Here is a 14,453-nt window from a genome sequence, read left to right as displayed (position 1 = left end):
GAATTACTCGTCCAAGGTCTTGAGGGCATCGATATCAATGCCGGCACGACCGAGCAGCTCGGTGAAATCTTCCGGCAACGTGACTTCCCACTGGCATGCCTTGCCGCTGGTCGGATGCACCAGCCCGAGTCGCCAAGCCTGCAGCGCCTGACGCGGGAAGAACGGCATCAGATGCGTCTTGCCATACAGCGCGTCGCCAACCAGAGCAAAACCCAGCGACTGCATGTGCACGCGAATCTGATGTGTACGCCCTGTTTCCAGCTGGCAATGCATCAGACTGACCGCACGGCCATCCAGTGCGCCCACGGCAACGCGTTGATAGTGGGTGATGGCCGGCTTGGCGCTCATGCTTTCCGATACGGCCATCTTGATACGATCGCGCGGGTGACGGGCCATGGCGCCATCGATGGTGCCGGATAGCTGCGGCGTGCCCCAGACCAGCGCCAGATAGCGGCGCTTGACGGTACGCGCCTGCAACTGGCGCACCAGGTCGGTCTGCGCCGCCAAAGTCTTGGCGACCACCATCAAACCGCTGGTGTCCTTGTCCAGCCGATGAACGATGCCGGCGCGCGGCACTCCGCCCAAAGCGGGAAAATGATGTAATAAACCGTTAAGAAGCGTGCCCGACCAATTGCCTGCTGCGGGATGAACCACCAGTCCGGCAGGCTTGTTGACGACCAGAATCGCCTTGTCTTCATGCACGATGTCCAAGTCCATGGCCTCCGGCTGAAAGGCTGTGTCTTCCGGTGCGGCCTGGGGTGTAATGACAACGACTTCGTCACCCAGCACGGTCATTTTGGTACGGGCAGGTTTGCCGTCCACAGTCACAAAACCGGCTTCAATCCATTGCTGGATACGGCTTCTTGAATATTGAGGCACAAGCGCCGACACGACCTTGTCGAGCCGGCTTCCGCAGTCGTCGTCGGTCAGCTTGAGGGTAATTGGTTCGTTGCCTTCTGCAACGTCGTCGACGATTTCGTCGAGCGCGTCATCTCCCACGTCTGTTTCGATAGGTTCGGTTGTAAAAGCTTTTACAACCTTAGGGGGAGTGGTACGTGACATCAGCTATAATCAGTGGATTGAAATTTCTTGTTTCTTTGCACCCGCTCAAACTGCTCATACGTCATGCAAAAAATCTTATTGAAGTTGCTTACCGTCGCATTCGTCCTGTCTTTGTCCGCATGCGGCTTGCTGCCTGAACAAAAAGACGAGACGGTTGGGTGGTCCGCGTCCAAATTATACTCGGAAGCCAAGGATGAACTGACCGCCGGCGGTTACGAGAAGTCAATCAAGTACTTCGAGAAACTCGAATCGCGCTATCCGTTCGGCACTTATGCGCAGCAAGCGCAGATGGATATTGCCTACGCTTACTACCGTCTGAATGATCAGCCGCAAGGTCTGGCAGCAGTTGACCGCTTCATCAAACTGCATCCAAATCATCCTAACGTCGACTACATGTACTACCTGCGCGGCTTGATCAACTTCAACGACCGCACCAGTATTTTCGACACCTTCACCGATCAGGACAACACCGAGCGCGACCCCAAGGCCGTGCGCGATGCGTTTGACTCGTTCAAGCTGCTGGCGGAACGCTTCCCTGACAGCACCTATACGCCTGATGCAATGGCCCGCATGAAGTATCTGGTTAATGCAATGGCGCAATATGACGTCCACGTCGCGAAGTACTACTATCGTCGCGGTGCCTACGTTTCGGCAGTCAATCGTTCCCAGTCTGCGATCAAGGATTACCCTGATTCACCTGCAGTCGAAGAAGCACTGTTCATTATGATGCGCTCCTACGAAGCAATGGGACAGAAACAACTGCGCGACGACACCGAGCGCGTGATCCAGGCGACCTATCCAAACAGCCCGTATTACACAGGCGGCCCAAAGGATGTCAAAGCCAAGCCTTGGTGGAAGATCTGGTAATCCGATTTATACGCCACGTACGATCAAGAAAAGCCTCGCCCTGCGAGGCTTTTTTGTTGGGTCTCAATATTTTCCGTCTCTCGAAAACGTCCGACGCCGTTCCCTTCCGTTGTTGCAACAATCTTATTTTTAAAACAACGTTGTATTTTAGAAAAATACGAACCGAATTCCGCTACATCTCCCTACAATACAAAGTCAAAATAAGCGATTTATGTAGTCACAAATTGCTAAAACTCTCGCATTTCTCCTGAAAAACATTGCACCCGATTTGGCTGCAATGCCTTTTCAATGTACTTCAGGAGGACTGCAACATGAGATGGTTTTACGACTTGCCAATTACCTGGAAATTATTAATTTCCTTCGCGCTCGTTCTGGTGTTGACCTCAACACTCGGCGTGTTCTCCTTGACCCAGTTGGTTCGCGTCAATCAATCCTCGGTCGACATCTCGACAAATTCGCTACCGAGTGTCAGCACGACCTTACAGCTCAAGGTCACCCTCTCTCGTATACGCGCCATTCAACTGCAACATATCCTGTCGGCGACTGAAAAAGACTTTCTCTACAACGAGAAAATGCTCAATGAACAAAACGACGCTCTAAAACAGCTATTCGTCGATTTCGGCCCGTTGGCCTTCGAAGAAATGGAAAAACAAGCACTAGCCACACTGATACAGAAATTCAACCTGATACAAGCTGCCCAAAAGAAAATCACCGCCTTGTCGCGTGCCGGTAAACAGACTGAAGCACGCGACGTGCAACTTAACGAGTTCAATCCGCTTTATTTTCAAAGCCTGGCCGAGGCAGATCGCTTGGTCTCTTCCAATATTTCAGACAGTGTTCGTGCCGGTAAAAAAGCACAAACGATCTTCGACTCCTCCCGCATCATGATCATTTCGATGCTGGCCGTCTGTATTGTGCTTGGTATCATGATGGCGCTGTGGGTATCACGCATGGTGGTGCGACCGCTACAGCAGGCAGTGAATTTCGCACGCGCGATTGCCGGGGGTGATCTGACGACCAAAATCCATTCCGGCAGCAAAGATGAAACGGGGCAATTGACGATTGCGCTTCAGTCCATGGCAGATGGCCTGATTGACATCGTCAGCCGTGTTCATAAAGGAACTGGCACCATTGCCAACGCCTCCAGTGAAATTGCAAGTGGCAACCTCGACCTCTCCACGCGCACTGAACAGCAGGCATCCTCACTGCAGCATACGGCATCCTCCATGAGCGAATTGACTGTCACGGTCAAACAAAATGCCGACAACGCACATCAAGCCAACCAGTTGGCCATGTCGGCATCGGACATCGCGGTTCGCGGCGGCAGCGTGGTGGCGCGGGTGATTGAAACCATGGAGTCCATCGACACTTCTTCCAGAAAAATTGTCGACATCATCAGTGTTATCGACGGCATTGCGTTCCAGACCAATATCCTGGCGCTCAATGCCGCAGTAGAAGCCGCCCGGGCCGGCGAACAAGGCCGCGGCTTTGCTGTCGTAGCCTCGGAAGTCCGCAGCCTGGCGCAACGCTCCGCCAATGCCGCCAAAGAGATCAAAGCCCTGATCGACGACTCAGTAAACAAAGTCGGCGTCGGGAGCGAGCTGGTCGGTCAGGCGGGCACAACCATGAGTGAAGTCGTCAGCAGTGTCAAACGCGTCACGGACATCGTTGGCGAAATTACACTCGCAAGCCGCAGCCAAAGCAGCCGTATTGAGCAAGTGAATCAAAGCATCGCTCAAATGGATGAAGTCACTCAACAGAATGCCGCCTTGGTGGAAGAAGCTGCGGCAGCAGCGCAATCTCTTCAAGACCAGGCATCGACACTTGCAAAAGTGGTCGACGTCTTTAAACTCGATCAGATACAGACTGCATCAGTCCCGCCGACGTCGCGTCCGCCGATCCGCCCTGTAATGCAAAAACCAAAGCAGACGCCGGCGAAAATATCGACAACACCAAAAAAATCGCCGGCGGCGACTTCTTCTCACAACGACAGCGATGGCAACAGCTGGGAACAGTTCTGACAGGCCTTACCCGCTCAACCTGCTCATCATCCGTTCACTACCGGTTTCCTCATGCACATTAAAAAACCGCGCTCGATGTCAGCATCGGCGCGGTCTTTCTATCGCAAAAAATCGGTTCAGACTCAGTCGGCAACGCGGCGGCGAAATACCCACGATGTTTCGCTCGACACCGACTCATCGAACGCGTAGCCATCGATGTCGAAATTCTTCAACTTCTCTGGCTGATTAATACCTTTGAGCGCTGCATAGCGCGCCATCAGACCGCGCGCACGTTTGGCATAGAAGGAAATGATCTTGTACTTGCCGCCCTTCCAGTCTTCAAAGACCGGGGAGATCACCTTGGCGTCGAGTACCTTCGGCTTGACCACTTTGAAATACTCTTCCGATGCCAGATTCACCAGCACCTTTGACTTGTGCTGCGCCAGCTCGGTATTGAGCGCCTTGGTAACGTCCTCGCCCCAAAACGCATACAAGTCCTTGCCGTGCGAATTTGGCAACTTGGTACCCATTTCCAGGCGATACGGCTGCATCAGATCAAGCGGACGCAACGCACCGTAAAGGCCTGACAAGATACGCACATGCGTTTGCACATAGTCAAGTTGCTTGACGGAAAGCGAAGCAGCATCCAGGCCTTCGTACACGTCACCGTTAAACGCCAGCACAGCCTGTTTGCTGTTTTTGATCGTGAACTTGCGCGACCAGGACGCATAGCGCTCGACGTTCAAGGCAGCCAACTGGTCGGAAATACCCATTAACGTGGAAATCTGCGCAGGCGACTTTTCTTTCAATACGTCAATCAGCTCGGCCGAGCGAGCGATGAAATCAGGCTTGGTATGCAGGTCGGTTGTTGGGGGGGTGTCGTAATCGAGGGATTTTGCGGGGGATAAAACGATAAGCATGGAAGAGATCCGTTTGAATTTTTCGTTATGATACCGAAACCGGCGCGCTCCGTCTTACTGGCCCCCAAAGAGGCATCAAAGCGGTGCAAAACAGCCGCTTTGAAGCTAAATTACAACTCAATTCCAGCTCAATTGCGCCAGCAAAAACAGGCTATAGAACGCCATCAGCCGTTATCCCTCGCTAGCAACAAGGAAGTGTTGCTAATTCACCAAAGCCAAAAGTAATTCTCCCGCCTTCCAAACTTATTCTTAGAATAGTCGTTCACGGTCATACGCGGTATGGGGCACATAATCAGAGCAATCAAGCCCAGCCGCTCCCAGATTTGCTGCACAACAAAGCATCAGGAATTGCATTGCTCCATCGAAGCAAGCCGCGACATTCACTGACAGGGAGGCTCTATGAAGTGGTTCTACGATTTGCGTATTTCCAGAAAGCTGTTGATCTCGTTCATCCTCGTCCTCGCGTTGACCACGACGCTCGGTATTTTCTCCATCATCCAGCTCGGCAAGGTCAATCAGGCATCGACTGACATCGCAACCAACTGGATGCCCAGCGTCACCACCTCTCTTGAGCTGAAAGTGCTGCTGGTGCGTATTCGCACGGTGCAGTTACAGCACGTACTATCGAGTAAGGAAGAAGATTTCGTCAGCAATGAAAAACTGCTCGACGACATGGTCCCGGCCATCAAGAAGAAGCTGGCGGACTATGAAAAACTTGTTGATACCGACGCTGAGAAAGTCGTCTTCCCGCAGTTCGTGAAGAATCTTGATGCTTTCCTCACTCTGCAGAAAAGAATCCTTGAACTGTCGCGGGCCAACAAGAACGAGGAGGCACGCGACGTTATCGTGAAAGAGGCCACACCAATTTATCTCGCCATGTTTGCCAATGCCGACAAACTGGTGTCGGTCAATCAGGAAGGCGCCAAGGGTGCTGATGACGCTGCCGAAAACACCTACCGTTCTTCGCGGATCCTGATCGTCGCCATGCTTGCCGGCTGCATCGTCATCGGCATGCTGATGGCGATTTGGGTGGCACGCATCGTTTCCACCCCGCTGCGCCAGGCCGTCGATGTCGCCCAACGCGTTGCCGATGGCGACCTCACCGCAGACATCCATCCGGCCAGCAAAGACGAAACCGGCCAGTTGATGACCTCGCTCAAAGCGATGAACGACAGCCTCTTCAAGATCGTCAGCCAGGTTCGCCAAGGCACCGACACCATTGCCACCGCCTCGAACGAAATCGCAGTCGGCAACCTTGACCTCTCCAGTCGCACCGAACAGCAAGCCAGCTCGTTGGAAGAAACCGCCTCGTCGATGGAAGAGCTCACCTCCACCGTCAAGCAAAATGCAGACAATGCGCGCCAGGCAAACCAACTTGCGGTCTCCGCTTCCGAAGTGGCGATCCAGGGCGGCAGTGTGGTCGAGCAAGTGGTCAGCACCATGGGATCCATCAACGACTCTTCCAAAAAGATCGTCGACATCATCAGCGTCATTGATGGCATCGCCTTCCAGACCAACATCCTCGCACTGAACGCCGCCGTCGAAGCCGCTCGCGCCGGCGAGCAAGGCCGCGGCTTTGCCGTGGTGGCATCGGAAGTGCGCAGCTTGGCGCAACGTTCGGCCAGCGCAGCCAAAGAAATCAAAGCCCTGATTGACGATTCGGTGGAAAAAGTCGACAACGGCAGCAAGTTGGTCGCTCAGGCCGGCTCAACCATGAGCGAGGTCGTCAGCAGCGTCAAGCGTGTTACCGATATCGTCGGCGAGATCAGTGCCGCCAGCCAGGAGCAAAGCACCGGCATCGGCGAAGTCAATCAAGCCATTACGCAGATGGACGAAGTGACCCAGCAAAATGCAGCTTTGGTGGAAGAAGCTGCTGCGGCCGCACAATCTTTACAGGACCAAGCCGCGAAACTGGCGGAAGTCGTCAGTGTCTTCAAACTCGACAGCACACACGTCAAGGCTAGCCCGTCCGCCAAACCTGCAGCAAGCAGACCCATGACACCAACAGTGAAGGCTGCCCCACCCGCCAGGCTCGCAGCAAGTGCAAATGCACCTGCTCCGCAAGCGCCGCGTCAGATCAAACAACCCACAGCGGATGACGGCGGCTCCTGGGAGCAGTTCTGATTCCAGTCCTCCGTCATTGCCGCGTTTCAGGCTGAGACACAAGACCGCATGCAATTCAGTGCGGTCTTTTTTTGCCGACCTCATTCTTGCCGTCATCCATCAATACACGATTGAAGATAGCCAATAAATAGCCGATAACCAAGATGATGCGTCTAGTTAAGCAGATGCTGCATACATAGATTAGTATTTGGCTATGGAACAATGCAGGAATCGCTTAGACAAAGCGTAAGGAAGAAAGCAACAGCACCTCGCCAGTTTGCATCACCTGTTTATCTCAACACAAACCGTTCACGACGCGTGAACCGTGTGAAAACGATAACAGGCAGCGAAGTGTGTTGACGAAAATTCCCTGCACAACCCGACACACTGGAGGAGATATGAAACGCGACAAATCATTGATGGCGGATATCCTTAAAACGCTGTCCTCATTCGGCACGTCTTATGGCGATGTTGAAAAGATCCAAAGCAATCTAGCTGCCCAAAACACCCCGCCGGAGCTGATTCTGCATCATCTGCGGCTGCTGCATGATCGCGGTCTGGTGGCGGTCGACATTCATCAATTCTGGCGCGTCAGCGATCAGGGCTACGACGTCCTCGATGCAGGCAATGACCTGAACGCCCCCGCCGGCCAGACAGATCCTACGAAAGCACGCGGTTTTGACAATTAGTACAGAAACAAGCAGCACATCTTCGGGCGGCACAGCTCCCCTGACCTCTGCCTCTGCTTTTACCTCCCTTGCCAACGCAGATGTAGATGCAGGCAAGACGCCTCGCATCGTCCTCGACACCAATGTTTGTCTGGATCTCTTCGTTTTTCGCGATCCTCGCTGGACGGCCTTGCTGCAGGCGATGGAAAACAAGGAAGTCCATGCCGTCACCCGCGAAGACTGCCGCATGGAATGGCTGGTGGTGCTCAACTACCCTCACCTGCCGCTCACGGAGGACGACAAGCCGGGCATTCGCGCCGAGTTTGACCGGCTGATTACCTGCCTGCCGAACGCAGCCGTCAACACCTTCGGCCTGCCGATCTGCACCGACCCCGATGATCAGAAATTCCTGGAGTTGTCACTGCAGGCCGAGGCCAATGTGCTCATTACCAAGGACAAGGCCCTGCTCAAACTGGCGAAAAAGACTGCCCGCAAGAACATGTTCGCCATCATGACGCCGCAAACCTGGCACGCCACCCTCGCAACCGGCAGTATGCAAGCGGCATCGCCATAAGCGGCGGTACAAAAGCGGGATCGTAGAACAACCGTACCGGCAAGCCATGCACCAAGTCGGAACAGCGCCCCAAATCCGGCTAAAATGCCATCTCTGTCTGTTCGCCATCCCATTCGCTTCGCCATTTTTTATCTATTTCACAGATTTCCGCAATGAGCCAGCCTGTCAATATCGTTTCCAAACTGCCCAATGTCGGCACTACCATCTTCACCGTCATGTCGGCGCTCGCCAGTGAAAAAGGCGCGGTCAATCTCGGCCAGGGCTTCCCTGACTTCGATTGCGACCCCGCGCTGGTCGATGCCGTCACGCATGCCATGAAGACCGGCCTGAACCAGTATCCGCCGATGGCAGGCGTACCGGTACTGCGCGAAGCGATTGCGAAAAAGATCCAGGCACTGCACGGCCACACCTACAACCCGATCAGTGAAATCACCGTCACTGCCGGTGCCACGCAAGGCATCCTGACGTCCATCCTGTGTGCAGTCCATGCAGGCGACGAAGTGATCGTGATTGAGCCTGCTTACGACTGCTACGTACCGGCGATCGAACTCGCAGGCGGCATTCCCGTCTTCGTCCAGATGACCGTCAGCAGCGAAGGCTATAGCGTGCCATGGGACAAAGTCGCTGCGGCCGTCACCAGCAAGACGCGCCTTATCATGGTCAACACGCCGCACAATCCGACCGGCTCCATCCTGAAGAAAGCAGACATCAACGCGCTGGCCGACATCGTGCGCAATACCGGCATCCTGATTCTGGCCGACGAGGTATACGAACACATGGTCTACGACGGCCAGAGCCATGAGTCGCTCTGCCGCCATCCTGAACTGGCGCCGCGCACCTTCATCAATTCCAGCTTCGGCAAGACCTATCACGTCACCGGCTGGAAAGTCGGCTTTGTTGCCGCACCTGCCGCCATGAGTGCAGAATTCCGCAAGGTGCATCAATTCAACGTCTTCACCGTCAACACCCCGGTGCAATACGGTCTGACGGAATACATGAAGAATCCGGCGCCCTACGTCGAGCTGCCGGCCTTCTACCAGCACAAACGCGACCTGTTCCGTGAGGGACTGAAGAACACGCGCTTCAAGCTGCTGCCATCGGAAGGCACCTACTTCCAATGCGTGGAATACGGTGCGATTTCGGATTTGCCGGAAGCGGAATTTTCCAAATGGCTGACCACGGAAATCGGCGTTGCTGCGATTCCGGTTTCGGCCTTCTACAACACGCCTAAAGAATCGGGGATCGTACGCTTCTGCTTCGCCAAGAAAGACGAAACCTTGCGCCTGGCGCTGGACCGGTTGGCAAAACTGTAAGCCGTCATCCGTCTAAAACTAACGACAACAACAAAGCCAAAGAAAAGCGCGACTCCATGACCGCAGAACTCAAAGCAAGCCGCCACGACGCCACACTGGTTCTCACATTTGCCAATCCAGGGCAGCAAAACGCATTCGACGGCAGCGTCCTCGCCTCCGCCATCGAAACCCTGTCGAAGGCCGAACGCGATGATTCCGTCCGCGCCATTGTGCTCACCGGCGCCGACCAATGCTTTTGCAGCGGCGTGGAAGCCAGCAAGGATTTGGAAACACAAGTTGTCGTTTTGGAAAATCTGCAAAATCTGATCGAGACCATGCGCAGCTTTCCCAAGCCGATCATCGCCGCGGTGGAAGGTGTTGCGATCGATGCCGGTTTTTCGCTGGCGCTGGCCAGCGACCTGATCGTGGCAGGCCAGAACGCCAGCTTCGGTATTTCGCCTGCGCAAATCGGCACCTGGGCCGTGGGCGGCGCATCGTGGTTCCTGCCTCAGCGCCTGCCTCAGCAATGGGTTTCAGAAATTTTGCTCGATGCCAAACCGCTTGGTGCAGCACGCCTGCATGCAGCCGGACTGCTCAACAAACTCAGCGCGGACGGTACCGCGCTGGACAAAGCGCTGGCCTGGGCCGAGCAGTTGTCAACATCTCTGGCGTCTGCGCCGACGGCATTTGAACAATTCAAAACCTTGCTGGGTGCAGCTTCCAGTACTACACTAACTGAGTCTTTCTCCTCTGAAAGACACCGATTGCTCACAAAACGCCCCGGAACAGCGTAATTCCGTTTTGGGCCTCGCCTGCACCAGAGGCTGACTTCTCTATTGTTCTCCACCTTCTTTCACGATGGCGGCACTGTCTACAATGAGTCAGAAGAATGCGCAAGACACTGGCAAAGAGCGCTACGTCGCGATGGCGGATATGCCCGCATTATCCGCTTCGCCTGCCTTGCCTGACGTCGGCGAGCTGCATCTGGCGCTTATCCACGACCCGGCAGACCTGGTCGCACTAACGCCGGAATGGGATGCATTGAGCGACACGCTGCCCTTTCAGGTGCCGTTCACGACCGCGTCGTGGAACATTCTCTGGTGGCAGCATCTGCGCGCCACGCGCATGCTGATTCGCGATTGCCTGCATGTCTTTGTACTACGCGACCGGCAAGGCACGCTCATTGCCATTGCACCGATGATCATCAGCGTCAGACCCGGTATCGCTGCGTGCGGCGTGAAAGTCCTGCAATTCTTCGGCGCCGACCCCAACATTACCGAAATCCGCGGCATGATCTGCCACCCGGATCATGCCGGCGCGACCATTACCGTGCTGCAGAGATATCTGCAAGAACACCGCCATCTATGGGACTGGATTGAATGGCAAGGCTTGTCGCCGTCTCAGGCGGAGCTGCTTTCTGCCCCTGGAGCACCGCAACCAAAAGCGCGCGTGATGTGCTATCTGCCGCTACCACGGCAATGGGAAGAGCTCAAAAGCGGTTTATCGCGCAACATGAAAGAAGCCATTCGCAAATGCTTCAACTCCCTCAAACGCGATGGGCATCAGCATGCCTTCACGGTGGTGGAACAGACGGCAGAAGTCGCTCCCGCGTTGATGACATTCTTGCGTCTGCACAAGCTACGCGCCAGAAATCCGGAAGGCGTTCTCCATGCCAATGTTTTCCGTGATCGTAAAAGCCGTCATTTTTTGTCCGCCTACGCAGGCGCATCCTCGGCGCAAGGACGGCTACGGGTATTCCAGCTCAGCGTCAATGGAGCTGTTGTTGCCAGCCGCATTGGTTTTCTCAGCAAGCGGCAGCTCTATCTTTACTATTCCGGCTACGACGCTGCCTGGGGAAAATATAGCGTCATGACGACGCTGATGATTCACATCATGCAATGGGCGATTGCCAACGACATCGATTGCGTCAATCTGTCGACCGGCAGAGATCCATCCAAGCTGCGTTGGCAGCCGCTAGAGACGATTCAACACAACGCCATCCAGATCTCGCCGCGTCTGCGCGCCAGCGTTCTGTTCAAGACTTACGTGCACTTGCGCAGCTATCCTTTCATGCATCGTCTATCGCGCAAGAAATAGAAATCGCCGGTCCAAAATCTGCTTCCAAAAAACGGCGCTGCTCTGCGCGTTTCAATCCCTTCAGCTACACTTAGCCGGGCATAGTTAAACCCTCGCATGCACGCCTGTTCTACACAGCCATCAGTGCAGTAATCCGAACACCTATCTGACAGACAAAGGAAGACCATGATTGACGTTTATAGCTGGGCCACGCCCAACGGCCACAAGGTTCACATCATGCTGGAAGAATGCGTCTTGGACTATCGCGCCCACGCCATCGATATCGGTGCGGGTGACCAGTTCACCGAAGATTTCCTGAAGATTTCGCCGAATAATAAAATCCCCGCCATCGTTGATTCTGACGGCCCGGATGGCCAGCCGATTTCCATGTTCGAATCGGGCGCAATCCTGATTTATCTGGCGGGGAAAACCGGTAAATTTCTCGGCACCACCGACCGTGAAAAATTCAACGTCCTGCAATGGGTGATGTTCCAGATGGGCGGCCTCGGCCCGATGCTCGGCCAGGCGCATCATTTCCGCATCTATGCGCCGGAAAAAATCGAATATGCCGTCAATCGTTACAGCAACGAAGCCAAGCGTTTATATGGTGTGCTCGACAAGCAATTGTCCAAGACCCCTTACCTCGCCGGCGACGAATACACCATCGCCGACATCGCCTGCTTTCCATGGACGCGTTCATGGAAAAACCAGGGCATTGAACTGAGTGATTTTCCCAACGTCCAGCGCTGGTTTGACGCCATCAATGCACGCCCCGCAGTGCAACGCGGCGTCACCGTGCTCGCCGACAAGCGCAAGGCGCTGACCGACGACAAGGCGAAGGACATCCTGTTCGGCAATACGCAATACCAGAAGCGCTGATACATTCGTATTGGCCGCTTTGGCGGACAGCCGGTTGCGCTGTCCGCCCTCTTCTTCTGCTTCGCTCTCACTCCTCACCACCTTCAATCATGGCATAGTCATTTAGCGTGTTTTTGGCTCTTTTTTAGAACCATTCGCCGTCTTAGACTGAACGCTCCAATGACGAGGAAACACGATGAGCGAAAAAATATTTTTGGCCGGCGCAACCGGCGCTATCGGTACAACGCTGATTCCGCTGCTGGTGAATGCGGGTTATGTGGTGTACGGCAGCACACGCCGGCAGGCGCGTACCGAGAGACTGAAAGCACTGGGCGCAATCCCGGTCGTGGTCGACGTCTTCGATGCGCAAGCACTCACAACAGAATTGATCCGGATTGGTCCGGCAGTGGTAATCCATCAGCTTACCGATCTGCCTCAACAGCTTGACCCGCAAGCCATGGCTGAAGCCGGATCACGCAATGCACACCTACGCAGCGCCGGCACTCGCAATCTGATTAATGCAGCCCTTGCGGCAGGGACCAAACGCATGATCGCGCAAAGCATCGCCTGGGCTTACGCAAGCGGCAACCAACCCTATGCGGAAGAAAGTGCATTGGACATCAATGCGGAAGGCGCTCGTCGGGTCAGTATCGACGGCGTTGTCGCCTTGGAGACGCAAGTGCTGCAAACGTCCGGCTTGGCGGGTACGGTGCTGCGCTATGGTCAGTTATACGGCCCCGGCACATGGAACGTCGAAGCAAAAGGTGTCAGTCCGGTGCATGTAGATGCGGCAGCGCATGCCGCCTTGCTCGCGCTGCAAAAAGAAGCTGTCGGCGTATTCAACATCACGGAAGACAATCCGGAAGTCAGCAATGCCAAGGCCCGCAAACAGCTCGCCTGGAATCCTGCTTTTCGTGCCAGAAACGGTGCCAAATCGTGAATCTGTCCGTGTCTGCTTTGTCAGCGCGCCGCCATGGCTATCGCTGGCTCTTACTGAGCCTGGCAGGCGGCTTTCTGTTGGCGCAATCAGGGGGGCAACACGTCGTTACCCGCTGGATCAAGGACATTTGCAGCACCAGCAATGCGGCGGATTTGCCCTTCTCCAGTCCGGCACCGATGGCGACAGCATCGTCACCATCGGTGCCATCGTCGACGGTCGTACGGCTGGCGACCTCGGTCAAGGTGATCTCTTGCGAGCCCTTGCCCAACGTCCCCGGAAAGTCCATCACGACGACGATGGTGGACTTCCCGCCGTTGGCTTATTCAGCACCGCATCGTCACCCCGGATCGGTCACGGCCATCGTATTGCAAGGGACAGTGCGCTCACAGATGGAAGGCGGCCCGGTCGTCAACTACCAGCAAGGCGAAACCTGGATGGAGGCGCCACGTGCCCTGCACGTGCTTGCCGAGAATCCTGACCACGTCAAACCTGCACAGCTGCTTGCCATCTTTGTAGCCGACGCCAATTGCGGGCCGCTGGTGATTCCGGAGCCGGAATTGCCGGCGACGGCGCAATAAGATAAATAGAAGTCTGATCAGTAGCGGCGCACGATGAACTCAGCCACGCACACCGGCTTCTCGCTGTCTTCGCGTTCCATGGTGATTTCCCACACCACTTGTGCACCTCCGGGAATCTCTTCGACAGACTGCAAAGTGATACGACCGCGCACCTGACTGCCGACCGGTAGCGGCGACGGAAAGCGTACGCGATTGAGGCCGTAGTTGAGCAGCATCTTGACGTTGCCCATAGAGATACTTTGTCCCATGATTTTCGGCAGCAGCGCCAGCGTCAGGAAACCGTGTGCCACCGTACCGCCGAATGGTAATTCACGCTTGCTGCGCTCGACGTCGACGTGAATCCATTGATGATCGCCGGTGGCGTCGGCGAACAGGTTGACCTGGTCTTGCGTGACTTCGATCCAGTCGCTGACGGCGACTTCTTGTCCGACCAACTCAGTGAGTGCTTCGATGCTTGCGATTTCGCGCATGGGTTTCCTTGTGTGGTTCTGAAAAAATCATAAAAAAAGCGCCGG

Annotated in this window: 14 protein-coding genes; 11 read left to right on the top strand and 3 right to left on the bottom strand. The window is 55.1% G+C overall.

Annotation, left to right across the window (positions count from 1 at the left end):
- Positions 1 to 3: 3 nt before the first annotated feature.
- Positions 4 to 1,062, bottom strand: a complete 1,059-nt coding sequence (locus PQR63_RS03935; RefSeq protein ID WP_408165813.1) for an RluA family pseudouridine synthase — start codon at positions 1,060 to 1,062, stop codon at positions 4 to 6.
- Positions 1,063 to 1,125: 63 nt separating this feature from the next.
- Between PQR63_RS03935 and PQR63_RS03930 the strand changes: the two genes are divergently transcribed.
- Both PQR63_RS03930 and PQR63_RS03925 read left to right on the top strand, forming a co-directional pair.
- Positions 1,126 to 1,929 carry an outer membrane protein assembly factor BamD gene (locus tag PQR63_RS03930; RefSeq protein WP_408165811.1) on the top strand — a complete coding sequence of 268 codons (804 nt, stop codon included), beginning with the start codon at positions 1,126 to 1,128 and terminating at the stop codon, positions 1,927 to 1,929.
- A 311-nt stretch (positions 1,930 to 2,240) separates the two neighbouring features.
- The gene (locus PQR63_RS03925) at positions 2,241 to 3,950 is read left to right on the top strand and encodes a methyl-accepting chemotaxis protein (protein ID WP_459251783.1); all 1,710 of its coding nucleotides are present in this window, start codon (positions 2,241 to 2,243) and stop codon (positions 3,948 to 3,950) included.
- 122 nt (positions 3,951 to 4,072) lie between these two features.
- Here the strand turns inward: PQR63_RS03925 and yaaA are convergent, their stop codons facing one another.
- The gene (gene yaaA / locus PQR63_RS03920) at positions 4,073 to 4,849 is read right to left on the bottom strand and encodes a peroxide stress protein YaaA (RefSeq protein WP_408165807.1); all 777 of its coding nucleotides are present in this window, start codon (positions 4,847 to 4,849) and stop codon (positions 4,073 to 4,075) included.
- 399 nt (positions 4,850 to 5,248) lie between these two features.
- Between yaaA and PQR63_RS03915 the strand changes: the two genes are divergently transcribed.
- The 9 genes from PQR63_RS03915 (at position 5,249) to PQR63_RS03875 (ending at position 13,938) form a co-directional block, all read left to right on the top strand.
- Positions 5,249 to 6,973, top strand: coding sequence for a methyl-accepting chemotaxis protein (locus PQR63_RS03915; protein ID WP_408165805.1), 1,725 nt, complete (start codon positions 5,249 to 5,251; stop codon positions 6,971 to 6,973).
- A 377-nt stretch (positions 6,974 to 7,350) separates the two neighbouring features.
- A complete protein-coding gene (locus tag PQR63_RS03910) occupies positions 7,351 to 7,641 on the top strand; it encodes a hypothetical protein (protein WP_408165804.1) in 291 nt (96 codons plus the stop codon).
- Positions 7,631 to 8,194 (top strand): putative toxin-antitoxin system toxin component, PIN family, encoded by a 564-nt coding sequence (locus PQR63_RS03905; protein WP_408165802.1) that lies wholly within the window; start codon positions 7,631 to 7,633, stop codon positions 8,192 to 8,194. The genes PQR63_RS03910 and PQR63_RS03905 overlap by 11 nt, the downstream gene beginning before the upstream one ends.
- A 152-nt stretch (positions 8,195 to 8,346) precedes the next feature.
- Positions 8,347 to 9,507 carry a pyridoxal phosphate-dependent aminotransferase gene (locus tag PQR63_RS03900; protein ID WP_408165800.1) on the top strand — a complete coding sequence of 387 codons (1,161 nt, stop codon included), beginning with the start codon at positions 8,347 to 8,349 and terminating at the stop codon, positions 9,505 to 9,507.
- Between the two features lie 56 nt (positions 9,508 to 9,563).
- Positions 9,564 to 10,280: an enoyl-CoA hydratase-related protein gene (locus tag PQR63_RS03895; RefSeq protein WP_408165798.1), complete on the top strand. Its 717-nt coding sequence runs from the start codon at positions 9,564 to 9,566 to the stop codon at positions 10,278 to 10,280.
- Positions 10,281 to 10,362: 82 nt separating this feature from the next.
- On the top strand, positions 10,363 to 11,583 hold the full coding sequence (locus tag PQR63_RS03890) for a GNAT family N-acetyltransferase (RefSeq protein WP_408165796.1): 1,221 nt from the start codon (positions 10,363 to 10,365) through the stop codon (positions 11,581 to 11,583).
- A gap of 165 nt (positions 11,584 to 11,748) precedes the next feature.
- On the top strand, positions 11,749 to 12,441 hold the full coding sequence (locus PQR63_RS03885) for a glutathione binding-like protein (protein ID WP_408165794.1): 693 nt from the start codon (positions 11,749 to 11,751) through the stop codon (positions 12,439 to 12,441).
- A gap of 175 nt (positions 12,442 to 12,616) precedes the next feature.
- A complete protein-coding gene (locus PQR63_RS03880) occupies positions 12,617 to 13,360 on the top strand; it encodes an NAD-dependent epimerase/dehydratase family protein (RefSeq protein WP_408165793.1) in 744 nt (247 codons plus the stop codon).
- A complete protein-coding gene (locus PQR63_RS03875; RefSeq protein WP_408165792.1) occupies positions 13,357 to 13,938 on the top strand; it encodes a cupin domain-containing protein in 582 nt (193 codons plus the stop codon). The genes PQR63_RS03880 and PQR63_RS03875 overlap by 4 nt, the downstream gene beginning before the upstream one ends.
- A gap of 17 nt (positions 13,939 to 13,955) precedes the next feature.
- Here the strand turns inward: PQR63_RS03875 and PQR63_RS03870 are convergent, their stop codons facing one another.
- Positions 13,956 to 14,408 (bottom strand): MaoC family dehydratase, encoded by a 453-nt coding sequence (locus tag PQR63_RS03870; protein ID WP_408165791.1) that lies wholly within the window; start codon positions 14,406 to 14,408, stop codon positions 13,956 to 13,958.
- Between the last annotated feature and the right edge of the window lie 45 nt (positions 14,409 to 14,453).

Origin of the sequence: Herbaspirillum rhizosphaerae (assembly GCF_046025915.1) — a bacterium.
Classification (GTDB): domain Bacteria; phylum Pseudomonadota; class Gammaproteobacteria; order Burkholderiales; family Burkholderiaceae_D; genus Herbaspirillum; species Herbaspirillum rhizosphaerae_A.
This window is presented reverse-complemented; position numbering and strand designations above follow the sequence as displayed.